23 protein-coding genes are annotated in these 24,763 nt (G+C 56.5%); 7 read left to right on the forward strand and 16 right to left on the reverse strand.

Annotation, left to right across the window (positions count from 1 at the left end; translation table 11 throughout):
- Nucleotides 1-6: 6 nt before the first annotated feature.
- From N2M06_RS13585 to N2M06_RS13600, 4 genes are read left to right on the forward strand one after another with little or no spacing between them, the layout of a single operon-like run.
- Nucleotides 7-558 (forward strand): DUF4376 domain-containing protein, encoded by a 552-nt coding sequence (locus N2M06_RS13585; protein ID WP_346351048.1) that lies wholly within the window; start codon nucleotides 7-9, stop codon nucleotides 556-558.
- The gene (locus tag N2M06_RS13590) at nucleotides 555-1,445 is read left to right on the forward strand and encodes a hypothetical protein (RefSeq protein WP_346351049.1); all 891 of its coding nucleotides are present in this window, start codon (nucleotides 555-557) and stop codon (nucleotides 1,443-1,445) included. Before N2M06_RS13585 ends, N2M06_RS13590 begins: the two co-directional genes overlap by 4 nt.
- Nucleotides 1,442-2,008, forward strand: coding sequence for a hypothetical protein (locus tag N2M06_RS13595; RefSeq protein WP_346351050.1), 567 nt, complete (start codon nucleotides 1,442-1,444; stop codon nucleotides 2,006-2,008). Before N2M06_RS13590 ends, N2M06_RS13595 begins: the two co-directional genes overlap by 4 nt.
- Nucleotides 1,995-3,695, forward strand: coding sequence for a hypothetical protein (locus N2M06_RS13600; RefSeq protein WP_346351051.1), 1,701 nt, complete (start codon nucleotides 1,995-1,997; stop codon nucleotides 3,693-3,695). The genes N2M06_RS13595 and N2M06_RS13600 overlap by 14 nt, the downstream gene beginning before the upstream one ends.
- A gap of 652 nt (nucleotides 3,696-4,347) precedes the next feature.
- Here N2M06_RS13600 and nhaA read toward each other — a convergent pair.
- The 5 genes from nhaA to rppH form a co-directional block, all read right to left on the reverse strand.
- Nucleotides 4,348-5,547, reverse strand: a complete 1,200-nt coding sequence (nhaA, locus tag N2M06_RS13605; RefSeq protein WP_019936055.1) for a Na+/H+ antiporter NhaA — start codon at nucleotides 5,545-5,547, stop codon at nucleotides 4,348-4,350.
- A gap of 176 nt (nucleotides 5,548-5,723) precedes the next feature.
- Nucleotides 5,724-6,518 (reverse strand): thymidylate synthase, encoded by a 795-nt coding sequence (gene thyA / locus N2M06_RS13610; RefSeq protein ID WP_346351052.1) that lies wholly within the window; start codon nucleotides 6,516-6,518, stop codon nucleotides 5,724-5,726.
- Nucleotides 6,515-7,333: a prolipoprotein diacylglyceryl transferase gene (gene lgt, locus N2M06_RS13615; RefSeq protein ID WP_019936057.1), complete on the reverse strand. Its 819-nt coding sequence runs from the start codon at nucleotides 7,331-7,333 to the stop codon at nucleotides 6,515-6,517. Before lgt ends, thyA begins: the two co-directional genes overlap by 4 nt.
- Nucleotides 7,334-7,572: 239 nt before the next feature.
- Nucleotides 7,573-9,831, reverse strand: a complete 2,259-nt coding sequence (ptsP, locus tag N2M06_RS13620; protein ID WP_346351053.1) for a phosphoenolpyruvate--protein phosphotransferase — start codon at nucleotides 9,829-9,831, stop codon at nucleotides 7,573-7,575.
- A gap of 15 nt (nucleotides 9,832-9,846) precedes the next feature.
- Nucleotides 9,847-10,404 (reverse strand): RNA pyrophosphohydrolase, encoded by a 558-nt coding sequence (rppH, locus tag N2M06_RS13625; RefSeq protein ID WP_026344952.1) that lies wholly within the window; start codon nucleotides 10,402-10,404, stop codon nucleotides 9,847-9,849.
- Nucleotides 10,405-11,017: 613 nt separating this feature from the next.
- Between rppH and mutH the strand changes: the two genes are divergently transcribed.
- Nucleotides 11,018-11,695 carry a DNA mismatch repair endonuclease MutH gene (gene mutH / locus N2M06_RS13630; protein WP_317074267.1) on the forward strand — a complete coding sequence of 226 codons (678 nt, stop codon included), beginning with the start codon at nucleotides 11,018-11,020 and terminating at the stop codon, nucleotides 11,693-11,695.
- A 309-nt stretch (nucleotides 11,696-12,004) separates the two neighbouring features.
- Here the strand turns inward: mutH and N2M06_RS13635 are convergent, their stop codons facing one another.
- The 6 genes from N2M06_RS13635 to ffh all read right to left on the reverse strand — a co-directional run bounded on the left by N2M06_RS13635 (nucleotide 12,005) and on the right by ffh (nucleotide 16,816).
- Nucleotides 12,005-13,171 carry an MFS transporter gene (locus N2M06_RS13635; protein ID WP_346351054.1) on the reverse strand — a complete coding sequence of 389 codons (1,167 nt, stop codon included), beginning with the start codon at nucleotides 13,169-13,171 and terminating at the stop codon, nucleotides 12,005-12,007.
- Nucleotides 13,172-13,308: 137 nt separating this feature from the next.
- Complete coding sequence (gene rplS / locus N2M06_RS13640) at nucleotides 13,309-13,662, reverse strand: 50S ribosomal protein L19 (protein ID WP_306079930.1); 354 nt, start codon at nucleotides 13,660-13,662, stop codon at nucleotides 13,309-13,311.
- Between the two features lie 32 nt (nucleotides 13,663-13,694).
- On the reverse strand, nucleotides 13,695-14,441 hold the full coding sequence (gene trmD, locus N2M06_RS13645) for a tRNA (guanosine(37)-N1)-methyltransferase TrmD (protein ID WP_346351055.1): 747 nt from the start codon (nucleotides 14,439-14,441) through the stop codon (nucleotides 13,695-13,697).
- 27 nt (nucleotides 14,442-14,468) lie between these two features.
- Nucleotides 14,469-14,990, reverse strand: coding sequence for a ribosome maturation factor RimM (gene rimM / locus N2M06_RS13650; RefSeq protein WP_019936064.1), 522 nt, complete (start codon nucleotides 14,988-14,990; stop codon nucleotides 14,469-14,471).
- A 23-nt stretch (nucleotides 14,991-15,013) separates the two neighbouring features.
- Complete coding sequence (gene rpsP / locus N2M06_RS13655) at nucleotides 15,014-15,265, reverse strand: 30S ribosomal protein S16 (RefSeq protein WP_019936065.1); 252 nt, start codon at nucleotides 15,263-15,265, stop codon at nucleotides 15,014-15,016.
- Between the two features lie 165 nt (nucleotides 15,266-15,430).
- Nucleotides 15,431-16,816 carry a signal recognition particle protein gene (gene ffh, locus N2M06_RS13660; protein ID WP_317074265.1) on the reverse strand — a complete coding sequence of 462 codons (1,386 nt, stop codon included), beginning with the start codon at nucleotides 16,814-16,816 and terminating at the stop codon, nucleotides 15,431-15,433.
- 145 nt (nucleotides 16,817-16,961) lie between these two features.
- Here ffh and ccsA point away from each other — a divergent pair, with 145 nt between their 5' ends.
- Together ccsA and N2M06_RS13670 are read left to right on the forward strand one after the other, a co-directional pair.
- Nucleotides 16,962-17,753, forward strand: a complete 792-nt coding sequence (gene ccsA, locus N2M06_RS13665) for a cytochrome c biogenesis protein CcsA (RefSeq protein ID WP_317074264.1) — start codon at nucleotides 16,962-16,964, stop codon at nucleotides 17,751-17,753.
- Between the two features lie 56 nt (nucleotides 17,754-17,809).
- Nucleotides 17,810-19,084, forward strand: coding sequence for a CNNM domain-containing protein (locus N2M06_RS13670; protein WP_346351056.1), 1,275 nt, complete (start codon nucleotides 17,810-17,812; stop codon nucleotides 19,082-19,084).
- Nucleotides 19,085-19,091: 7 nt separating this feature from the next.
- On the opposite strand, the gene N2M06_RS13675 is transcribed toward N2M06_RS13670, so the two are convergent.
- From N2M06_RS13675 to rlmD, 5 genes are all read right to left on the reverse strand, one after another.
- On the reverse strand, nucleotides 19,092-19,550 hold the full coding sequence (locus N2M06_RS13675; RefSeq protein WP_346351057.1) for an Rrf2 family transcriptional regulator: 459 nt from the start codon (nucleotides 19,548-19,550) through the stop codon (nucleotides 19,092-19,094).
- An 83-nt stretch (nucleotides 19,551-19,633) separates the two neighbouring features.
- On the reverse strand, nucleotides 19,634-20,296 hold the full coding sequence (locus N2M06_RS13680; RefSeq protein WP_019936070.1) for a sel1 repeat family protein: 663 nt from the start codon (nucleotides 20,294-20,296) through the stop codon (nucleotides 19,634-19,636).
- Between the two features lie 53 nt (nucleotides 20,297-20,349).
- The gene (gene mazG / locus N2M06_RS13685; protein WP_019936071.1) at nucleotides 20,350-21,153 is read right to left on the reverse strand and encodes a nucleoside triphosphate pyrophosphohydrolase; all 804 of its coding nucleotides are present in this window, start codon (nucleotides 21,151-21,153) and stop codon (nucleotides 20,350-20,352) included.
- A gap of 20 nt (nucleotides 21,154-21,173) precedes the next feature.
- Nucleotides 21,174-23,387, reverse strand: a complete 2,214-nt coding sequence (gene relA, locus N2M06_RS13690; RefSeq protein WP_019936072.1) for a GTP diphosphokinase — start codon at nucleotides 23,385-23,387, stop codon at nucleotides 21,174-21,176.
- 8 nt (nucleotides 23,388-23,395) lie between these two features.
- Nucleotides 23,396-24,709: a 23S rRNA (uracil(1939)-C(5))-methyltransferase RlmD gene (rlmD, locus tag N2M06_RS13695; protein ID WP_346351058.1), complete on the reverse strand. Its 1,314-nt coding sequence runs from the start codon at nucleotides 24,707-24,709 to the stop codon at nucleotides 23,396-23,398.
- Nucleotides 24,710-24,763: the final 54 nt, after the last annotated feature.

Raw genomic sequence — 24,763 nt, forward strand, 5'->3', positions numbered from 1 at the left:
AAGCAAATGCACGTAATTGGACAGCCTGTATGGGGCAACGCCAAGCAAACCTATGTTGTGCTCACCATGGAGTCGGCTGAATTCGGTGAAATTGAATTTGTTGCCGATCCTACTGACTGCGTTGAACGTGGCCGAGAGCTATACGCCCGAGCCTTGGCGGGAGAGTTTGGTGAAATTCTGCCGTTTACAGCTGAGCAGCCTCCAATTTCTGAGGTTCTGACTACTAAACACACCCAAATCAACCAGTGGCGCGATAGTCAGGAACAAGCCCCGGTAGAGCACAACGGCCACCGCTGGGATGCCGACCCCACCAGCCGCGCCCGTATCGAGTCGGTGCTGCTGGCCGGTGCCATGCCGCTGGATTACTGGACTGATGCCGACAACACCGACCGCCCCATGACCCTGGAGCAGCTGCGCGAGCTTTATGCCGCCATCGTGCAGCAGGGTGGCCGCATTCACGACCGCCAACGGCAGATGAAAACCGACGTCGCCGCCCTCACCACCATTGAAGACGTGCAGGCCTACCCCGTCGGCTGGCCCATTGAGGAGCCGGCATGAGCTGGAGCCAACGCACCCTGACCTGGCCGCCGAGTGCGGCCAGTATTGAAACCGCCGCCGGCTCCGTGCTGGCCGGGCTGCCCGCCGCCCAGCAGCAGGCAATCAGTGCCCTGAACAGTGCCGCCGGCGCGGTCAGCTTCAAGCTTCACACCCTGAGCCCCGAGGCCGCCGGCCTGCTGCACCTGCGTGACCAGCTCAACCAGTTGCTGGTCAGTGGCCAGCGTATTACCGTGACCCCCTACGACCACGATGTGGGCCGCCAGGAACAGAGCGGCCATTATCTGGCCCCGGGCAACGCTGCCCAGCGCCTGGCCGACAAGCTGCAGGACAACGCCGACCCGCACCGCCCCCAGGGGCAGCTGCAGGTGCTGGGCCTGCTGGTAACTGCCGCCACCCTGGGCGAGTTCGCCAATGCCCTGGAAAGCCTCACTCGCGTGCTGCCCATCCCGGAGCTGTGCACCTGTGCCCGCCGGGCTAAGGCCGAGCTGCAGCATGACCAGACCCGCATGCAAACCCCAAGCACCACCCTCACCCCCAAGTGGGTACCAGGCCGGCACGACGCTGCGCCCCTTCGTCCGGCTGCCGCTGCTTTGGGCGCACAACTGGCGCAGCTGGAATCTCTTGCTGCCGATGCACAGACCCCCGTGGCCAAACTTACCGCCCTGGCCGCCAAACGGGCCGACTGGCTCAGCCAGCAACAGCAGGCCCTGAACGACCTTAAGGCCGGGCTGAGCGGTAACTTCTACGCCCTGCAGGCCAGCGGCAACCCGGGCACCGTGGCTGCCAGCCTCACCGGCGGCCTTCCGAGCTATGAGCGGGCATATACTGCCGCCGTGCTGCTGGCTTCAGACCAACCTCTGACGTTTTTCAAGGAGCTGCTGCCATGATTGCCCTCGACGGCGAACTGCTGCGCCTTAAATCTCCCCGCATCACCCTGAGTATGGAATTCAAGGAACAGGACACCTCCGGACAGACTTCCGGCACCAACGGTGCCGAACAGGGTGAAAAAGGCAAGGAGTTGCAAATCACCGGGCTGATCCCTTTCAAGGATCCCATGGCTCTGGCTCGCCTGTTTGAACTGGCCCAGGACAAAAGCGATGGCAACGCCCGCAAAATCTACCGCATCGGCTGCGAACTGGCCGAGGCGGTAAAAATCTACCAGGTGAAATTCGCCGGCCGCATCATGGCCCCCGAGCAGGAAGGACTGCTGGCCTGGCGTGTGTCCTTCACCCTGCGCGAGCACCTCTCGGTACCCGAAAAGCGCGAACAACGCGCCCCTAAACCCGAAGCCACCATTGCCCAGAGCACCGAGGGCACCACACCGGTACAGCCGCCACCCGCAGAGGGAGAGGAAAAGCGAGAACTGAGCAGGACTGAAAAAGTGTTGAAGTACCTGGACGACAAAGTAGCCGGTAAAAAGAAGGAAGAAGAACCAGATGAAACTGAATAAACGCATCACCATTAACGGCGAAGAACGTCATCTGGTAAGTGATAAATGGATACTGGAGCTCTCTTCCGCCGGTCGCGGATTTGTGACCGTACAGGGCAGCGTGCAGCCCAACACCCTGGTGCTCTTCGACATGGGCTATGGCACCACCCTGCACCGCTGGTTTACCGGCATCGTCACCCGTGCCGAGCCCGCCGACAACGGCCACAGCCGTCTGCTGGTAAAGGAGCTGTCATGCGCCTTGGGCTTCCGGTTTACCATGAGCAAGCAGCACGCCACCTTTCGCAGCGTGATCACCGAGCTGGCCGAAGAGACCGGGCTCAATTTTGTGCTGCCCGACGCCGGTTACGTCGATACCCCCATTCCCAACTTCACAACCGCCGGTACCGGTGCCCAGTTGCTGCAGAACGCCGGTCGCGCCTTTCAAATCCCCGAGTTCTGCTGGTACCAACAACCCGATGGCAATATTTATGCCGGCAGCTATCAGCACTCCCGCTGGCCTTCCCGAGCAGTAACCCTGGAAGCCGAGATCACCAGCCAACAGGCCGGTGGCAACAGTCTCACCATGCTGGTATCCCCCGTCATGCGCCCCGGTGCCCTGGTCAATGGCCACCGCATCACTCATCTGGAGTTCGACGGTACCAACATGACCCTGCGCTGGCAGGGCAAGCAGAAAACCGCCCAGCAGCGGCAGATGGAGCAGTCCTTTCCCGAACTGGCCGCCGGCTTTCACCTGCCGGTGTTCGGCCGAGTAGTGGCCGCCGCCGACACCGCCCGGGCTGGTGAGCTGAACGACCCGTTCCGCCCCCGCTATGCCGTGGACGTGCAACAGCTGGACGAGAACGGCCAGCCCGACGACGAAGTGCCCGTGTTTAAGGCCGTGCCCGTTCCTGTGCTGTTTGGTGGCCCCGAACAAGGCCAGTTTCAGTACCCGGTGGAAGGCACCCTGGTGGAGCTGGGCTTTGCCTTTGGCCGTGCCGATCAGCCCTTCATCCGCACCGTGCTGGGCAGCGGCTGGTCACTGCCCGATATTCAGCCCGGCGAGCAGCTCACCCAGCAGCGCGGTGAGGTGTATCAGCGCACCGACAACGCCGGCAACCACACCCTGGCCACCGACCAGGCCATTCACCACATTGCCGCCCAGCTCAGCCAGCAGGCCGACGACTACCAGGGCGAGTTCGGCAACCAGCACACCACCGTGGCCCAGCACAGCACCGAGGAAGTGGCCGGCCGCAAACTCATAGAGGCGCTGGGCGCTATTGAGCTGCTGGCCGGCGACGACCTCACCCTGGCCACCCTCGCCAACCTGCAGCAGGTGGCCGCCGGCGAGCGGGTGGACGTCACCGGTGCCGACTACCAGCACAGCATCGGCGGCAACAGCACCACCACCATCACCGGCGATGAGCAGCGCACCACCCAGGGCAACACCACCGAGCAGATCACCGGCACCCGCAGCAGCACCGCCCAGGCCCAGGTGATCAAGGGCAACAGCATCGTGCTGGGCAACGGCACCCACAACATGCTGGCCCTCATGATCAGCATGATGGCCGAGGTACAAAACGCCCTGCAGAAGCTCGACAACCACACCCACCCCAACCACAACACCCCGCCCAACGTGCAGGGCCAGGTAGCCGGCCACGCCGGCAACGTGGGCACCATCAAGGGCAATCTGCAAAGCTTCACCGGCTAAGCCCCACACACCCACCCAGGCGGCCCACAGCGGCCGCCTTCTTGTATCCGCACCCCAGCAGCGCCCAGGCCAGCGACGCCACGTAAACCGTCCACGCACGCACTCACCCCACGAAAACCGCGCTCCTCCGCGCCCGCCTTCGCGCTTTGCGTCATAAAAATTATGAAATTCTGCGGGTGTGCAAAACCAACCGCCAGCCCCCGCCGTTATTGGGATCTCGCGTTGATCTGAGGATCTGCAAGCAATGAAGGAAATTGCACGAAAATGAAAGAATTACAGCGCCGGCAGATCACCGGCAGGATCGGTAAACCCGCTCACCGCCTGACGTTCGTGCCGTTTACGTGGGCACTAGCCTGACACAGGCAAACCACCTGACAAGCGCAAAGCCGCGTCACGCCTGGAAAGCGAGGGAATGAGAATTTCAAATCAGATCAATGGCGTCGCCACTTGAACAAATGCCGCCAAAATGTCGCCATTAACGCAGAAAGATAAAACTAAGATATTGATTTAAAAGGGATTTAAGAATGATAGATAGTAAAGATGGTTGTAATTCAGGTGTGACAATATGTCGTCTCCGCCATGCAATGCCCCATCATAAAGAAACCGGCCGGGTTTTTATACCCGGCCGGTTCATCATCGGTAAAGGTGATGGTTACACCAGTTGTGTGTGTGCCGGAACCTTACGCTTCAGCGGCTCCTTTTTTGGCAGCACCCGCCTCAGCATCACATATCCGCTGATCGCCGCCAGTGTCGAGCCCATCAGAATACCCAGGCGCGACAGATTGGCCAGCTGAACCTGATCCGCAAAGGCCAGCGAAGAAATAAAGATAGACATGGTAAAGCCAATGCCACACAGCACCGACACCGCAAAAATCTGTTTAAAACACACGCCCGCCGGTAACTGGGCATAACCCAGCCGCACCGACAGCCAGCTGACCAAAAAGATACCCATGGGTTTACCCAGCAGCAGGCCAGCCATCACGCCCAGCGGTAACGCCGACGTCAGATCGGCAAGCGACAAACCTTCCAGTGATACGCCCGCATTAACAAAAGCAAACAACGGCAAGATCACAAAGGCACACCAGGGATGAAGAAAGTGCTCCAGCTGTTTGGACGGCGAGAACCGCTGGCCATAAAGCGGAATAAGAAACCCAAGGATCACGCCGGCCAGGGTGGCATGCACGCCCGACTTGAGCACGGCTACCCACAGGATCCAGCCCAGCAGCAAATAGGGCACCAGATTACTGACCCGGGCCCGGTTAAGCCAGACCAGACCGATAATACCCAGCAGACCGACCGCCATGGCGGTAAAGTCGACGCCGTGGTTGTAGAACAGAGCAATAATAATGATGGCACCCAGATCATCGATGATCGCCAGCGCCAGCAAAAAGATCTTCAGAGTCAGCGGCACCCGCTTGCCCAGCAGCGCCATCACCCCAAGAGCAAAAGCAATGTCAGTGGCCGCCGGAATGGCCCAGCCGCTCTGGTTGGCAGGCTCGCCCAGATTGAACAACATAAACCACAGTGCCGGAAACACCATGCCGCCAATGGCCGCCAGAGCCGGGAACATGGCTTTTTCACGAGTGGACAGCGCGCCTTCCACCATTTCCCGCTTCACTTCAAGGCCGACCAGCAGAAAGAATACCGCCATCATGCCGTCGTTCACCCACAGCAGCAGGGGTTTATCGAGGTTGAGATCACTGATGCGCAGCTGAATGGGCATATTAAGAAAGCCCTGATACATACCAGACAAGCCGGTATTGGCCATCAGCATGGCGATCAGGGCCGCAATAATTAACAGAATACCTCCGGCCGACTCCATGGCCAGAAAGCGTTTAAGCACATGAGACATAACGAGCTCCTTCTCAAAGAATCGCCCGAGTGTAATCAGCTTGTTACAGAGGTTATAATCGGTTGTTTCTGATTAATACCTCGGGAATACCGAAACAAAGTGCAAAACGTTTTGTAAATTCCGATGAAAATGAAATGTTAAACTAAAGTATAGCTTTATTTACAAACAAATATCTGTCAAATGGCAACCGGTGCTTTGATATGTGGGTGAGGCTGGTAGTCTTCCAGAATAAAATCCTCATATACATAATCAAACAGTGAATCCGGGCGGCGCGCCAGTCGCATAACGGGCAATGCTCTGGGCTCACGGCTCAGCTGCAGCCGGGCTTGCTCCAGGTGATTGCTGTAAAGGTGCACGTCACCGCCGCTCCATACAAAATCACCCGGCTCAAGATCTGCCTGCTGGGCCATCATCATGGTCAGCAGCGCATAGCTGGCAATATTGAACGGCAGCCCCAGAAACACATCACAGCTACGCTGATACAGCTGGCAGGATAATTTGCCATTGGCCACATAGAACTGGAACAGTGTATGACAGGGCGACAGCGCCATTTTATCCAGCTCACCCACGTTCCAGGCAGAAACGATAATGCGGCGGCTGTCAGGATTGGTTTTAATGGTTTCCAGAGCCTGGCTGATCTGGTCAATAACCCGGCCGTCGGCGGTTTCCCAGCTGCGCCATTGTTTGCCGTATACCGGCCCCAGACTGCCGTTTTCATCAGCCCATTCATCCCAGATGCTGACACCGTTTTCCTTAAGGTAAGCGATGTTGGTATCACCGTTCAGAAACCACAGCAGCTCATGAATAATGGATCTGAGATGGCATTTTTTGGTGGTGACCAGCGGAAAACCCTCGGCCAGATTAAAACGCATCTGATGGCCAAATACCGACAGGGTACCGGTGCCGGTTCTGTCTTCTTTGTGCTCACCATGATCCAGAATATGCTGCATCAGCTCGAGATAGGCTTTCATGCGGTTTTTGCTCCGTTACCAAACCAGTGGGGACGACGACAGGCCGCCCATAACATCAAGGCGCCGCCAATCATCATTGGCAACGACAACAACTGACCCATACTGAAAAAGTCGAGATACAATCCCAGCTGAGCATCGGGCTGGCGTACAAACTCTACCAAAAAGCGGAACGAGCCGTAGCACAGCAAAAACAGCCCGGAAATCACGCCCCGGGGCGGACGGGCACGCCAGGCCAGATTCAGAATAATCAGCAGCACCACCCCTTCCAGGGCAAACTGATACAGCTGGGACGGATGTCGCGGCAGCATGCCCGCTGCCGGAAAAATAATGCCCCAGGGCACATCGGTCACTCTGCCCCAGAGTTCGCCATTAATGAAGTTGCCCAGCCGTCCGGCTCCCAGGCCAAAGGGAATGAGTGGCGCGATAAAGTCGGCCACGGCAAAGAAGGTTTTATTGTGCTTGCGGCCAAACAGCCAGAAGGCAGTAAGCACGCCCACCAGGCCGCCATGAAATGACATGCCACCGGACCAGATTTTGATAAGATAAACCGGATCGGCCAGAAAGGTGTCGAACTGATAGAAGAGCACATAACCCAGGCGGCCCCCCACTATCACACCGAGAAAGCCGTAGAAAAGCACATCGGATACCTGATCTTTGGTCCATTCCGAGCCCGGTTGTGCCGCCCGCCGGTTGCCCAGCCACCAGGCAAATACAAACCCCAGCAGGTACATAAGGCCATACCAGTGCACCGCCAACGGCCCCAGCTCTATGGCAATGGGATCGAAACCGGGAAACACCCAATGAGAATCAGACATGCGCTTACCCCGAAAAATGGAAAGCGGGTATTGTAAGGCAAACCGTGATGAGTGTCTGTGGACCTGTGCATTTCGTCATGCCAAAAGCACTGCTTCACCATCAGGGGCTGACGAAGCAGAAGCGGGGATTGCCGGAGCCGACCATTAAATGCCATGGATGGCATTTTCGAGCGTTACATGGAGGTACTTGTAGCGTGTCGGCGCAGCGCAACCGCGCTGCTGCTTCGCTCTGCGAACCGCTACAACCCCGAGCGCAGCAGACCGCCGAGGCCGCGCTCTTCCAGGTAGCGGCCGAAGATGCCCTTGAAGGCTCCGGTATGGCGGTGGCTGAGTGCTTCCTGCAGCAGTTTCTGCAGCTCATCAATGCGCGACTGCCGCACTATGTATTTAATGCGCATGATATTGCTGTTGTTCATGCTGAAGCGGCGGTAGCCCATGGCCATCAGCACCAGTACGCCAATGGGATCCCCGGCCAGCTCACCACAAATGGACACCGGCCGGGCATGCTTGCGGGCAGTGTCAATGATCTGCTGCAGCGCTCTGAGCACCGCCGGGTGCAGCGAGTCATAAATATCCGCAACCCGGCCATTGTTACGATCCACCGCCAGTAAATATTGTGTCAGATCATTGGTGCCCACCGACCAGAAGTCTACCAGCGGGGCCAGCTCGGTGAGCTGATACAACAGCGAAGGCACCTCTATCATGACCCCCAGACTGGGATAACGAATAATGCCTTGTTCATCAGCGGTTTCTATCGAGACTTCACGCCAGGCTCTGTCCAGCAACCGGCGGGCAACGCGAACTTCCTCCAGGCTGGCCACCATGGGCAGCATAATGGATAAGTTATCCAGCCCTATGCTGGCTCTGAGCATAGCCTTCAGCTGCACCAGAAAGATCTCGGGATGATCCAGGGTCAGGCGAATACCCCGCCAACCCAGAAACGGATTTTCTTCCACAATGGGAAAGTACGGCAGCTGCTTGTCTCCGCCCACGTCCAGAGTACGCATGCACACCGGTTTGCCCACATAACTGGTGAGCACCCGGCGATAACTGTGCACCTGCTCCAGCTCAGACGGAAACCGGTCGCGCATCATAAAAGGAATTTCGGTACGGAACAGACCGACACCGTCAGCAGTATCGTTCATGGCGATATCAGCGTCAGCACTAAGGCCGGCATTCAGCAAGAGAGAGATTTTTACCTCATCCCGCGTAATGGATGCTTCGGACCGCACAGTGGCAAAAAGTTCATCCATCTGGGCTTCTTCGGCAATCATGCGGCGGTATTCTTTCAATACCGATACCGGTGGTTCCACCAGCAATTCACCAGTGTAACCATCCACTACCATCAACCGCTCTTCCAGCAGCTCAAAGGAATGATCAATACCCATCACTGCCGGTATCCCCATAGCCCGGGCCAGAATAGCGGCATGTGAGTTAATGGACCCCTTTGCTGACACTATGGCCTTGAGCTTATTACGGGGTATTTCAGCGATCAGGGTGGCACTGATCTCATCCGCTACCAGCACCATGGGCTCGCTCAGGCTGAGGGGGCCTTCATCTTCGTGGATCAGCCGGGTCAGCAGCCGCTGGCCCAAATCCCGAATATCGGCGGCACGCTCACGCAGATACAGGTCTGCCATGTCACCAAACTGGGCAATTTGCTGTTCGCACACGCGTTTGACCGCGCTGCCGGCAGTCCAGCCTTGCTCTATTTCATCCCGAATCAGGCCAATGAATACCGGATCCTTGAGAATATACTGATACACCTCAAAAACGGCGATGGACTCGGCAGACGAAGACTCCTGAAAGCGCAGTGCCATGCTGTCCAGCTCTTCTTCTACCTGCTGCAGTACCTTATCGAGGCGCTGGTGTTGCATTGGTAGATCATCCGCCCGGCGCAGCTGCACCTTGTGCAACTCAACTCTGGGCCGCCAGACCCAGGCCTTGCCGATGGCCACCCCGGGCGATCCCGCCAGTCCTTTAAGCATCCCCCGCCAGTTGCGTGACTTAAGGTTGCCCTTGGCTTCGGCATGGGCAATCACGGTAGCCAGCTGAGCCGCCAGCGTCACCAGAAAGGACTCTTCTCCTTCTTCAAACAGGCGTACCTGTTTTTGCTGAACCACCAGCACACCCAGGGTTTTACGCTGATGAATAATGGGAGCACCCAGAAAGGAGCGGAATTTGTCTTCGCGGGCTTCAGGCAGGTATTTGAAGCGAGGATGAAGGCGGGCATCTGCCAGGTTGATCAGCTCTTCTTTTTCACCCACCAGGCCCACTATACCTTCTCCGAGAGGAATACGGGCACGACCCACGGCCTGGGGTGCCAGACCGTCAGTGGCTGCCAGCAGATAGAAGGCGTCCTGTTCCCGGCGCAGATAAATAGAGCAGCAGTCGGCCAGCATAGCCTGACGGGTCTGCTGGGCCAGCTCCGCCATGGCTTCGTTCAAGTCGGAGCTGGAGGTGACCCGCTGGACAATTTCCCTCAGTTCCTTTAACACTGCCGCTCCTTTTGATTATCTGTGTCGTCTGCGCCTGTCCCGCTGGCGTCCCTGTTCCGACCGGTAACGACCCTGATCATGGTGGTTACGACTTTGCTCAGCCATGACAATAGGCGCAAATTCCCGCAGCACCCGCCGGTAAACTTCCCGTTTAAAAGACACCACCTGACGTACCGGATACCAATAGCTTACCCAGCGCCAGTCATCAAACTCAGGATGCCCGTGGCAACCAAACTCAATATGTGGTTCCTGTTCCGGGTCCAATCGCAGCAGAAACCATTTCTGCTTCTGCCCAATGCAGACAGGGTTACTGTCCCACCGAACCAGGCGTTTTGGCAGCTTGTACTTGAGCCAGTGACGCGTCACCGCCAACAGGGTAACGTGCTCGGGCTTAAGCCCTATCTCTTCGTACAGCTCCCGATACATGGCCTGTTCGGGGCTTTCACCGTCATCTACTCCCCCCTGGGGAAACTGCCAGGAATGCTGGCCATAGCGTCTGGCCCACAATACCTGGCCTTTGCGATTGCAGATCACTATGCCTACATTGGGACGAAATCCGTCGCCATCTATCACGCAATCACCAGACTAAAAAGCTAACATGGAATGATTGTTCCATATTCCCCCATTTCCGGCAAATCGAGCCTGCATATTCATATAACGACATGACTTGAATAACTCTTTAATTTGTCAACAGTTATAAACAAAAAAACCTGACTTGCCGAATGGTTTCCCCCAGAACCTGTGAATAATACTGTGATAAAAACGGTATAGCCGAGTTTAATCAGGTGAGCTGTAAGCGTTGCCTTTTGTGATCAACTTCATAAACAATAAAAAAATAATATAAAAAACAATATCTTAATATCACTCATATGGATCAGGCTGGATCTTTGATCAGGCGATCCTGCAGGATCAATCATGTTGATAACTACCGCAGATCAATAAATAACCACTTTGGGGTTATCCACAAAACTAGTGAATGATCCGCCGGATCATGCAGCGCTCTCATCACATTTTGTTGGCCTCAGCAGCAAAATGACGTCCGGAAAGAAGCAGAATATCACTTATCCAGTTTTTCTGTGGATAAGCTTGTGTAACGGTATGTTCATACCTGAGTAAAACCCGTATAAGATCGGTCTGCTGCCTGTCACCACTGGCAGAAACAAGTACAAACCAAGGTGATTGATTTTTGAACAACCCTATCTTGCGCCCTGAAAGCGTCTCACAATTGCTGGAGCATGCTCAGGAGCTGGCCGGTCTTCCGCTGGCTGCTCTGGCTCATAATCTGAACCAGCCGGTGCCGGACAACCTGCGCCGGGACAAAGGCTGGATTGGCCAGCTGCTGGAGTTAAGCCTGGGTGCCAGTGCCGGCTCCAAACCTGAACAGGACTTTCCCGAACTCGGAGTGGAGCTCAAAACCATACCGCTTGACGCGGCCGCCCGGCCTCTGGAAACCACCTTTGTGTGCGTTGCACCGTTGCTGAATATTGCTGGCCTCAGCTGGGAAACCAGCAATGTACGCAACAAGCTGTCCAGGGTGTTATGGATTCCGGTGATCGGTGAACGAGATATGCCCCCCGGCGAACGGCTGATTGGCCAGCCACTGTTATGGACGCCGAATGAAGAAGAAGAATGGTTATTGCGCCAGGACTGGGAAGAAATCATGGAGCTGATAAGCCTCGGCCGAGTGCAGGAAATTACCGCACGCCATGGCCAGGCCCTGCAGCTCAGGCCCAAGGCCGCCAACGGCCGTGCCCTTACCGATGCCATTGGCCCCGACGGCAATTACATTCAAACCCGCCCCCGGGGTTTTTATCTGAAAACCAGTTTCACCGCCGCTCTGCTGGCCCGGCATTTTATGCTGTGAGCCGTGTAAGAAGCAGCAACAGGGTTACCTACACCGACACGCTTCAAGTACTTCCATGTAACGCTCGGCAAATGTCATCCATGATATTTGACGGTCGGCTTCGGCAATCCCTGCTGCTGCTTCTGCTGACTCCGGCATTGCCTGTTGAAAGAGCATCCGGCTACGCGGTGGCGAGTCAGGAGGACAAAGGGTATCTGTTTCAGCGGCCCTTCGCGCCAGGGATGGCGCGACGGAGCCTACAGGGAGGTATTCACGGCGTGCCGCGGAAACAGTGCCCTTTGGCCGACGCGACTGCACGGCCAGGCAAAATCAGGCCGCCACCGGCTCACGAGTATTAAGCCGCCAGATCAGGGCAAATACCAGCAGGATCCAGGGCAGGGCAAACAGGTTCAGGCCGGTCCAGCCCAGCAGGGTCACCCCCTGGCCGGCAAACAGGCTGCCAAAAGCAGCCGCGGTAAACACCAGAAACTCGTTCATGCCCTGTACTCTGGCTTTTTCTGCCGGCTGATAACTGAAGGTCAGCAGATGCGTGGCACCGATAAAGGTAAAGTTCCAGCCCACCCCAAGCAGCAACATGCCCCACCAATAGTGCCAGAAGCCGATCCCGGACAGATTAACGGCCACACTCAGCAGCAGAGCCGCACAGCCCCAGAGGATCACAGTGCGGGTGCCAAAGCGACGAATCAGACCACCGGTAAAAAAGGATGGCACAAACATGCCCAGCACATGCCACTGAATCACCATGGCAGTATCAGGAAAATCATGGCTGTGATGCTCCATCGACAAGGGCGTGGCGGTCATCAACAGCACCATAATGCCATAGCCAATCATGCCCGAGGCCACCGCTGCCAGCAGCAGCGGCTGACGCAGCAGCTCACCATAAGAGCGCAGCCGCTCACCGGGTTTTACCGGCGTGGCGGCCGGCAGGGGCAGCAGCAGGATCAACAGCAGCGCCACCACATAAAGGCCGAACAGACCATAAAACGCACCGGCATAAGGGCTGGCGGCGTGCCAGTCCTGAGACCAGATAGCCAGATTGGGGCCAATGACTGCGGCCAGAATGCCGCCGGCCATCACCAGGCTGATGGCTCTGGCATGCTGGCCGGTATCGCAGGCTTCCAGCGCGGCAAAGCGATATTGCTGGCCCACCCCAATGGCGATGCCGGTGAGAAAGGTACCGCAGGCAAACAGGCTCAGGCTCTCGCCTATCAACCCTTGTAATGCCACCCAGGCACCGAGCAGGCCAAACAGGTTGCCCAGCATAAAGCCGGCCTTGCGACCCAACCGCTGCATCAGATGCGCTGCCGGCAGGGTGGCTACAATCAGGCCGGCAAACTGGCAGGCTACCGGCAGGGTAATTTGCCAGGAGGCATCCGCCAGCTGCTGGCCGATCAGTGCCGACACCGACACCAGCAAAATATTGCCCGACATCAGCAGCGCCTGGGCCACCGCCAGGCCCCATACGGTAAACGGCATCACAAATCCTTGGTTACATTAGAAACAAGTAAAGCATCATACTCCGTCTTGCCTGAAACCAAAAGGAGGGTAAAGAGCTGGGAGCCAGAAACACAAAAGGCCCGCAAATGCGGGCCTTGTTCGACAGCCGGTTCGGCTTATTTGGTGGCCAGACGCTCTTTGATACGAGCGGACTTGCCGGAGCGCTCGCGCAGGTAGTAAAGCTTGGCACGACGCACGGCGCCACGACGCTTCACTTCCACGCTGCCGATCAGCGGGCTGTGAGTCTGGAAGGTACGCTCAACGCCTTCACCGCTGGAGATTTTACGCACGGTGAAAGAAGAGTGCAGACCACGGTTACGCTTGGCGATAACAACGCCTTCGTAAGCCTGAAGACGCTCTTTACCGCCTTCAACTACACGTACCTGTACGCGCACGGTGTCACCCGGTACAAAAGCGGGGATGTCGCTGCGCAGTTGTTCTTCTTCAAGCTGCTTGATGATATTGCTCATGATATTTCCTTACCTAGGGTAAACTGAAAACTCTACTGTTTGTCCTGCTGTTGGCGGACAAATTGGGCAAGAAGCTGTTCCTGCTCGTCAGTCAGAGCTAGGTTATTAAGCAGTTCCGGCCTTCTCGACCAGGTACGGCCCAGTGCCTGCTGCATTCTCCAGCGCGCTATGTCTGCATGGTTGCCACTGAGCAAGACATCAGGAACGGCCATTCCCTCAAGTTGCTCGGGGCGCGTGTAGTGAGGATGATCCAGTAACCCTTCACTGAAGGAGTCCTGCTCCGCACTGGCCATGTCGCCCAATACGCCGGGCACCATTCGGGCCACCGCATCAATCAGCACCATGGCCGGCAATTCGCCGCCACTGAGTACATAATCGCCCACCGACCATTCTTCATCGATATCGGCTTCAATTACGCGCTCATCCACACCTTCATAGCGTCCGGCCACCAGGATCAATTTTTCCTGTTGCGCCAGTTCGCATACACCTTGCTGATCCAGCTTGCGGCCCTGAGGTGAAAGGTAAATGACCTTTGCGCCCTCGCCCGCTGCTGCCCGCGCCGCCGCTATGGCGTCGCGCAATGGTTGCACCATCATCAGCATGCCCGGTCCGCCCCCGTAGGGTCTGTCATCGACAGTGCGGTGTTTGTCCCGGGTGAAATCCCGCGGATTCCAGCTTTCAAATGTCAGCAGACCGTCTTTCACGGCCCTACCGGTCACCCCGTAGTCACTGACTGCCCGGAACATCTCCGGGAAGAGGCTGACAACCCCTATCCACATGATTCTCTCCGCGCAGGACGACCGGGATTAAAAATCCGGATCCCACTCTACTTCAATGATTCGGTCCGCAATATTCACAGACTTGATCACCTGTTGTTCCAGAAACGGAATTAACCGTTCCCGTTGGCCAAATGCATCATTGGCATTGGCTTTGACCACCAGCACGTCATTGGAGCCGGTTTCCATCAACTGAGACACCACACCCAGGTCGTAACCCCGTGTATTGCTCACTCGACAGCCAACCAGATCGCGCCAGTAAAATTCATCCGCCGGCAACGAGGGCAATGCCTCGGCGCTGACTGCAATGTCGGCACCGGTCAGTGCCTGAGCCTCTTCACGCTGGTCAATATCGGCCAGCTTGCAAATCAGACTCTGATTGTGGCGTTTCCATCCGGTGACCTGAATTTCACGCCAGCCTTTGCCATCTTTTATCAGCCAGGGCTGATAATCGAAAATGCCATCGGGCTGTTCGGTAAAGGAGTTGATTTTCAACCAGCCTTTAATGCCGTAAACAGCACCCAGGCGGCCTACTACGATAGGTTCACTCACCTTTCCCTCCTCGCCCGACCGACTTAGGCAGCGGCTTTGGAAGCGTCTTTGACCAGCTTGGCCACGCGCTCGGACAGGCTTGCACCCTGACCTACCCAGTGGTTGATGCGCTCGATGTCCAGACGCAGCTTTTCAGCCTGGCCGGCAGCGAGCGGGTTGAAGAAGCCTACTTTCTCGATGAAACGACCATCGCGAGCGTAGCGGCTGTCTGCAACTACTACCTGGTAGAACGGACGCTTTTTCGCGCCACCACGTTGTAAACGAATGGTTACCATATCGTCCTCTATTCACTTGAAACGAACAAGGTTCGCCAACAGTGCGAACCTCAGCTTAAAATAAGCCGCGCAATTGTACTCTGAACAGGCGAGAATGCAACCAAAAGGGAACTGCGCAACCACGTAATGCCACCGGTGAAACCCGGCGGCAAATTCAGTACCGGTTCAGAACGGGCCGCGGCGACCGCCGCCACCCAGGCCGCCCGGCCCCATCATGCCCTGCATCTGGCTCATCATTTTGCGCATGCCGCCTTTGCCAGACATTTTTTTCATCATTTTCTGCATTTGGGTGAACTGCTTGAGCAGCTTGTTCACTTCCTGCACGTCAGTGCCGGATCCCAAAGCAATGCGGCGCTTGCGGCTGCCCTTAATCAGTTCGGGACGACGGCGTTCCTTGGGAGTCATGGAGTTGATAATGGCTTCCATGCGTACGGTCAGCTTGTCGTTCACCTGATCCTTGACGTTGTCGGGCAGCTGGCTCATGCCCGGCAGCTTGTCCATCAGGCTCATCATGCCGCCCATGCTGCGCATCTGCACCAGTTGATCACGAAAGTCTTCCAGATCAAAACCCTTGCCCTTTTTGAGCTTCTTCGCCATCTCGGCGGCTTTGCTCTTGTCGACCGACCGCTCCATCTGATCGATCAGAGACAACATATCGCCCATGCCCAGAATGCGCGAAGCCACTCTGTCTGGATGGAAAGGCTCAAGCGCATCCACCTTTTCACCCATACCGATAAACTTGATGGGCTTGCCGGTAATATGGCGCACAGACAGGGCGGCACCGCCCCGGGCATCACCATCGGCCTTGGTGAGAATAACACCGGTCAGCGGCAGCGCTTCACTGAAGGCCTTGGCGGTGTTGGCCGCATCCTGACCGGTCATAGCATCCACCACGAACAGGGTTTCTACCGGATTAATGGCACCGTGCAGCTGCTGAATTTCGGTCATCATGTCTTCGTCGACATGCAAACGACCGGCGGTATCCACCAGCACCACATCAAAGAACTTCTTGCGGGCGTAATCTACTGCGTTGCGGCCAATGTCTACCGGCTTCTGACTGATATCACTGGGAAAGCATTCCACGTCGAGGTCGGCGGCCAGGGTCTCGAGCTGCTTGATTGCGGCCGGACGATAGACGTCGGCACTGACCACCAGCACTTTTTTCTTCTCGCGCTCTTTCAGGTATTTGGCCAGCTTGCCCACAGAGGTGGTTTTACCCGCCCCCTGCAGACCGGCCATCAGTACTACCGCCGGCGGTGTTATCGCCAGGTCCAGCGCCTCATTGGCTTCGCCCATCACAGAGACCAGCTCGGCATTCACAATTTTGATAAAAGCCTGGCCCGGACTCAGCGACTTGGACACTTCCTGGCCAACTGCCCGCTCTTTTACCCGGTTGACGAATTCGCGCACTACCGGCAAGGCCACGTCGGCTTCCAGCAGAGCCATGCGCACTTCGCGCAGGGTTTCCTTGATATTTTCTTCGGTGAGGCGTCCGCGGCCGCTGATGTTCTTCAGCGTGCGCGACAGCCTTTCTGTGAGATTCTCAAACATGAACTGCGTCCGCTAATGGCGAAAATTGCGACCAGTATAACCAAGTTAGGCCCCGAACTTAAGCGAACCCGGCTGGCGATGGGCAAGCGCTTGAGGGTATACTGACTTTTCTTTTTATATTTCCGATAAATGGCTGACATTCATTATGGAATTGCTTGCTGTTCTGGCGATGGCATTTTACCTGTTGGCGGCCTTTGCCTGTGTGCATAACCTGTTTACCCCACACAACAAAAGCCGTCGTTACGGCCTGCTGGCTGCCGTTTTTGCCCTGCTGCTGCATGGTGCCTGGCTGATAGACACAGTAATACTGGTGCCGGGGCAGAACCTCAGCATGCTTAATGTGGCGTCTCTGGTCAGTCTGATTGTGGCCGGCCTGATGTCGGTGCTGGTCACCCGCTTTAATGTGTGGCTGCTGATGCCGGTGGTGTACAGCTTTGCCTGTTTGCTGCTGGTGGCAGATATTCTGTTACCGGGCAGCTACACCATGTATCTGGAAACCCGCCCCGAAGTGCTGGTGCACATTACGCTGGGCCTGATGTCCTATTCGCTGCTGGCCATTGCCTGCCTGCTGGCCATTCTGCTGGGCTTTCTTGATAACCGGCTGAAAAAACACAAGCTGACCAATCTGCCTGCCATGCCGCCGCTGATGACGCTGGAGCGCTATCTGTTCCGGCTGATTTTTGCCGGTGTGGTGGTACTGACGCTGTCCATTTCCAGCGGCCTGTTTTTTCTGCAGGAAATGTTCAGCCCGGGCAAAGTACACAAGGCCGTGCTCACCATCATTGCCTGGTGTGTTTATGTGGGGCTGCTGTGGGGCCATCACCGGCTTGGCTGGCGTGGCCGCAAGGTTATCTGGACCAGTGTGGCCGGCAGTTTGCTGCTGACCATGGCTTATTTTGGCAGTCGCTTTGTTCGGGAAGTATTGCTCGGTTCTTGACAGACTTTCGGCAAACTCGTAGAAATTGATCAGGTTTTTTACACAGGACGGTCTGTTTGGACGACATATCGACGGGTGCCTTAACCGGCATCCTGATTACACTACTGTTTGTTTCCGCCTTTTTCTCCAGCTCAGAGACCGGCATGATGTCGCTCAATCGCTACCGGTTGCGACATCTGGTACAAAATCGCCATAAGGCCGCTACCCGGGTTGAGAAACTGCTGTCCCGCCCTGACCGGTTAATAGGCCTGATCCTGATTGGCAACAACCTGGTCAATATTCTGGCTTCAGCCATTGCCACTCTGCTGGCCATTCGGCTGTTTGGTGATTACGGTGTGGCGGTGGCCACCATAGGTCTGACCCTGGCAGTACTGATTTTCTCGGAAGTGACTCCCAAGACTCTGGCCGCACTCTATCCGGAAAAGGTCGCCTTTCCTGCTTCCATTATTCTGCGGCCACTGATGGTGTTGCTCTACCCCGCGGTATGGGCCATCAACGCCATCTCCAACGGCCTGCTGGCGCTGTTTCGCATCAACCCCAAGGGAGGCGAGGACACTGCCATCAGCTCTGAAGAATTACGCACCATAGTGAACGAAGCCGGCGGTCTTATTCCTCGTCGCCACCAGGACATGCTGGTGTCCATCCTGGATCTGGAAAAGGTGACCGTGGACGATATCATGGTGCCGCGTAATGAAATTTACGGCATCGACATCACTCAGGACTGGAAAAGCATTAACCGCCGTCTGCTGCAAAGCCCCCATACCAAGGTGCTGCTGTACCGGGATAATATCGACGATGCGCTGGGCTTTATTCATGCTCGTGACGCGCTGCGCCTGCTGGCTAAAGAAGAGCTGTGCAAACCCAGCCTGATGCGCGCCGCCCGGGAGCTTTACTTTATTCCCGAGGCCACGCCGCTCAACGTGCAGCTGCTCAAGTTTCAGCGCAACAAGGAGCGTATTGGCCTGATTGTGGATGAATACGGCGATATTCAGGGTCTGATCACCCTGGATGATATTCTGGAAGAAATTGTCGGTGACTTTACCACTACGATCAGCCCGACTCTGAGTGATGAAATTCAGCCTCAGGACGACGGCTCCTATCTGATTGAAGGCACCGCCAGCATCAGGGATCTGAACAAGGAGCTGGGCTGGGATCTGCCGACCGATGGCCCCCGATCACTCAACGGATTGATTCTGGAATATCTGGAAGACATTCCAGAGGCCAATATCGGCCTGCGGGTGGCGGGCTATCCGATAGAAATTCTGGAAGTGGAAAATAACGTGATCAAGCAGGTACGGGTACAGCCCCAGTATTATTTACCGGGGCGTTAAGCAGCGTTCAGCCTGCGCTGCGGCGCAGGCTTTCTGATTCAAGGTGGCTGAAAATAGGCAGCAGTTCATCGCGGTTGCTGATCAGATCAGCCAGAGTATATTGTTCCATCACCTGCAAAAACGCCTCCATGGCCTCGGCCAGCGCGCTTCTTAACCGGCAGGCAGGCACCAGATGACAGGCCGGACGGCCACAGTCTATGCCACTGAGATTATTTTCCAGCAGCCGGATTACTCGTCCGATATTGATATGCCCGGGTTCCCGGGCCAGCCGAATGCCGCCGTTCTTGCCACGCAGGGCATAAATATACCCTTCCCGGGCCAGCTGGTTAATAACTTTGACCATATGATTACGGGACACATCATACAAAGCCGACACCTTGGCCACACTGGTCAGCTCTCCCTCTGGCAGAGTAGCAAGATACATCAGGGCCCGCAGGCCAAAGTCGGTATAGGTCGTCAGCTTCATGCTAGTAATGTCCTGATAATGGGGGCGAACATATGCACATGATACACATTCAGGATAAAAACTGACATTAAATGTCAGCCCGTTTAATAAAGCAGCTGATGATTCAGCTCTTTTACCTTCTGGGCCGGCATGCGTTTGGCCAGTCCTTGAGTCAGACGCTCGGCCTGCTGATATTTGCTCTTGTCGTCAGTGACAATTTGCTTAAGCCAGAGATAGGCCTGGGGATAATCGAGCGGGCTGCCCGCCCCTTCCAGCAGCCAGGCAGCCCAGGTGAACTGCGCTTTTTCAAAGCCCAGACTGGCTGCTTCCTGCATCAAGGGGGCGGCTCGTTCCCGGTTCTGCTGCACCAGGGTGCCGGTATAATAATAACGCCCCAGTTGCTCCAGTGCCGCCGGCATGCCCTGGCGGGCCGCTGACCACATCATTTGCAGACCACGGCGCGGTTCCGCAGGCACACAAACACCCCAGGCCAGCATATCGCCCCACAAAAACTGATAAGAAGGCAGCCGCAGCACCTCGGCCCGGGCTTCAATATCCTGCACCAGCTGACACTCGTCCCGATCCCGCACCCGCTGCAGATGCTGGTTGTTATTAATCAGGAGGATCAGCTCGTCTTCTTCGTACAAGGGCACGGCTTTCAAACCGTCAAGCACTCTGGCAACATCCGTCTGGCCGGCACCGGCAGGCGTCTCCGCGGCCCATAAAGGCAGCGCTGCACACAAAAGCAATAAGGGAAAATAATTCATGGAGCATCTCCTCAACTGCCTTGGTTATCGGCCAGCACCGCTGAATATTGAGTTCAGCCTTCCTGCTGTTTAACCCGTCTCCAGCAGTCATCCATTTCTGCCAGCGAGCTGCTTTGGCAGTTTTTGCCCCGCTCCGTCAGCATTTGCTCCACTGCCCGAAAGCGGCGCTCGAACTTGCTATTGGCCCGGCGCAACACACTTTCCGGCTCCTGCTTAAGGTGACGTACCAGATTAACAGTAGCAAACAGCAGGTCGCCCAGCTCATCGGCAATGCGGTCGTCATCGCGCTCAGGCTGGTTTATTTCTTCCATGACTTCATCCAGCTCTTCGCGAATTTTGTCGACCACAGGAGACAGCTCATTCCAGTCAAAGCCCACGGCAGCACAGCGCTTTTGCATCTTGTTGGCCCGGCTCAGCGCCGGCAGGGCCAGGGGAATATCATCCAGAGCGCTCGTGGCGGCAGCGTCTCTCGCTTTACGCTCTTCGGCCTTGGTGGCTTCCCAGTTGGCTTTAATGGCGGCTTCGTCATTGAGTTGTTTGTCGCCAAACACATGGGGGTGACGGCTGACCAGCTTGGCGCTGATGGCCTGCACCACATCGTTAAAATCAAAACGAGACTGTTCCTCTCCCAGACGGGAGTAGAACACCACCTGAAACAGCAGATCTCCCAGTTCACCGGGCAGTTCATTCCAGGCCTCACGGGCAATGGTGTCGGCCACCTCATAGGCCTCTTCCAGGGTGTGAGGCACTATGCTGGCAAAGTCCTGTTTCAGATCCCAGGGGCAGCCCCGCTGCGGATCCCGCAGAGCAGCCATAATGCCCAGCAGATCGTCCAGAGAATAGTGTTGCTGTGTCATGCTTGAGTTCCGTAGTTGATTTACAGCCGGCGGGCTTCCAGCACATCAGGCAGCTGACTGATACGAGCCAGAGTACGGCTCAGGGTATCAATGTTAAAAACATCCAGATCCATGTCGATGGTGGCGGTCTGCTGCTTGCGGTTAATGCGGCTGTTCACTCCCCGTACATTAATTTTTTCATTGGCCAGTATGGTAGTGATGTCTCGCAGCAGGCCGGAGCGGTCATTGGCCACCACCCGCAGCGTCAGCTGATAACCGCCACCATTGTCTTCTCCCCACACCGCATCCACTACCCGCTCGGGGTGCTGCAGTGCCAGCTCCTTGAGCTGCTCACAGTCGGCCCTGTGAATGGAAATACCCCGCCCCTGAGTAATAAAACCAGTGATTTCGTCCCCGGGAATGGGCTGACAGCAGCGGGCAATATTGGTCAGCAGATTACCCACTCCCTGCACCACTATATGGCCTTTAGGTTTGGTGTCTTGCGGTTTTTTAAGTGCTTTTTGCTCCAGCTCCCGCAACACCTGCTGATCCTGCTCTTCGCTGGTGGGCTTTTTATGCTGGCTCTGCAGGTAGTTGAGCAGCTGATTGATGCGCAGATCACCGCCGCCAATGCCGGCCAGCAGATCATCCAGGCTGGTCACATTAAAGCGCTCCAGGGTCTTTTTATCCAGGCTGGCAAAGCCCATACCCAGCCGCTCCAGCTCCTTGTCGAGCAGCTCGCGACCAGCAATGATGTTCTTGTCCCTGTCCTGCTTCTTGAACCAGGTGGCGACCTTGGAACGGGCACGGGAGGTACGCAAAAAGCCCTGATTGGGATTCATCCAGTCCCGGCTGGGGTTCGGCTGCTTCTGAGTGATAATCTCCACCTGATCGCCGGTTTGCAGCTGATAGGTAAAGGGCACTATGCGTCCGTCGATTTTGGCTCCGATACAACGGTGCCCGACCTGACTGTGCACATAGTAGGCAAAGTCCAGCGGCGTGGCCCCGGCGGGCATATCCACCACATCTCCTTTGGGCGTAAACACATAGACTCTGTCTTCAAACACCTGACTGCGCAGCTCATCCACCAGAGAGCCGCTTTCCGCCATGTCTTCCTGCCAGGCCAGCAGTTTTCTCAGCCAGGCAATTTTTTCTTCATAGCCGCCCTGCTTGCCGCTGCCCGGACCTTCTTTATATTTCCAGTGTGCGGCCACCCCCAGCTCGGCATCCTGATGCATCTGCTCGGTGCGGATCTGAATTTCCACGGTTTTGCCTTCAGGCCCAATCACCACGGTATGAATGGACTGATAACCATTGGGCTTGGGATTGGCAACATAGTCGTCAAATTCCCGGGGAATATGCCGCCACTGGGTATGCACTATGCCCAGGGCGGCGTAGCAGTCCTGTAATCTGTGAGTGACCACCCGCACCGCGCGCACATCAAACAGCTCGTCAAAGTCGAGGCTCTTCTTCTGCATTTTGCGCCAGATACTGTAGATATGCTTGGGCCGGCCATACACCTCGGCTTCGACCCCGGCGTCATTCAGTGCTGTCTTGAGGCCGGCGACAAAGTCACTGATATAGGCTTCCCGGGCCAGCCGCTTCTCATCCAGCAACTTAGCAATGCGCTTGTAGGTATCCGGGTGCAGATAGCGAAATGACAGATCTTCCAGCTCCCACTTAAGCTGACCAATACCCAGCCGATTGGCCAGCGGCGCGTAGATGTTGGCAATTTCCTTGGCTACCAGCACCCGGGTTTCCTCATCGGCGCGCTTCACCTCACGCAGGCAGGTGATGCGCTCCGCCAGCTTGATCACCACGGCGCGCACATCTTCCACCATGGCCAGCAGCATGCGCCGCACCTTGTCGGCCTGAGCCTCATTACCCTTGTCGCCGTGCACGTGCTGCAGCGAACGAATGGCTTCCATATCGGCCACCCCCTGCAGCAGGCGGCAGATGTTATCGCCGAAATCTTCCTGAACTTGTTCGGGGGTCAGCGCCTTATATTCGAGAAACGGGTATAGCAAAGCCGATTTGAGGGTGTCGGCATCCATACTCAAGGTCAGCAGAATACCGACCATTTCCACACCCTGTGCCAGCAGACGAGCACTGCCGTCAGGGCTGATGTCCAACTGCCGGCAATACTCATAAATGGCTTTCAGCCGTGCCCGCTCATTAACGTCTACCGGAAGGCCATCGGCCCACTCCTGCAGGCAGAAGCTCGACTTGAGATGAGTTTCGCGCACGGCAACCATAAGCGTCCTTAAGTCAGTTCAAACAGCGCCATTGCTTCACAATGGGGCGTGTGGGGAAACATGTCGATAAGCCCCAGCCGGCTCAGGCGATAGCCTCCGGCCAGTAAGACTTCACTGTCCCGGGCCAGGGTAACGGGGTTGCACGATACATACAGTAACCGCTCAGGGGCCAGCGCCACCAGGTAGGGCATCACCTGTTCTGCCCCCGCCCGCCCGGGATCAAGCAGCACCTGGGAAAACCCTTCCCTGGCCCAGGGCTCCTGCGTAAAGTCGGCAGCCAGATCGGCGCGGTAAAAGCGCGCCTGCGCCAGCTGATTATCTTCAGCATTGCCTCTGGCTTGTTCCACCATTTCCATTACGCCTTCCACGCCCGTCACCGGATGACCGGCAGCAGCCAGGGGCAGACTGAAATTACCAATACCGCAAAATAAATCCAACACCGGCGTGCCGGGCTCGGGGGCCAGCCAGTTTATCGCCTGCTGCACCATGCGACTGTTCAGCTCATCATGGATCTGAATAAAATCACCGGGTGTGAATGCAAGTTTCAGATTATCCAACTGATAATAAAGCGGAAACGGCACATGTAAAGGCCGCCGGCCAGCATCGTCCTGTAAAAACAGCGCCAGGTTACGCTGCTGAGCAAAGGTCAGCAGTATATCCAGATCTGCCGCCGGCAATGCGCCCTTGTGCCGCAGCAGCAGCGCCACCCCCTCGGCCGCATGGTAAAGCTCCAGGTGCCCCAGTTGTTTTACCGCGCGCAGACGGTTAAGTAACTGCCGCAGTGGCGCAATCAGCTCCGACAGCAAGGGAGTGAGTACACCACAATGAGCGATTTCTGCCAGATCATGAGACTGAGGCTGACGAAACCCCAGTGCCACGCCCTTACCCTGGCGGCGAATGGCCAGCCGGGCTGCCCGGCGATAACCCTGTTCTGCGCCATATAACCACTCGGTAGCGGGCAGATCATCAATGCCGTGACGACTGAACAGGCTTAATACTGCTTTTTGCTTTAACCGGCGCTGTCCTTTGGAAGGCAGCTGCTGCAAATTACAGCCACCGCAGTCGTTAATATGTGCACAGAAAGGTTTTACCCGATCCGGTGAGGCGCTAAGTACCTTTTGCAGCGTGGCAGTGGCATAACGACTGGTTTGCGTGGTCAGTTGTACCCGCACCTGTTCCCCGGGCAGAACGCCGGCCACAAACAGGGGTTTGCCCTGATGACGGGCCACGCCCATACCATGGCCGTTAAGCTCAAGAATATGAATATCCAGAGGCGCTTTGGCCGGTGCTGAAGGCTTTTTGACTTTGAAGAACTGAACCATAAAACGTGGAGCCCTCGAACCGGCTATGTCATCATGAGACTACTGTCTTTTAAA

It is taken from the genome of Oceanimonas sp. AH20CE76 (assembly GCF_039654065.1).
GTDB classification, from domain to species: domain Bacteria; phylum Pseudomonadota; class Gammaproteobacteria; order Enterobacterales; family Aeromonadaceae; genus Oceanimonas; species Oceanimonas smirnovii.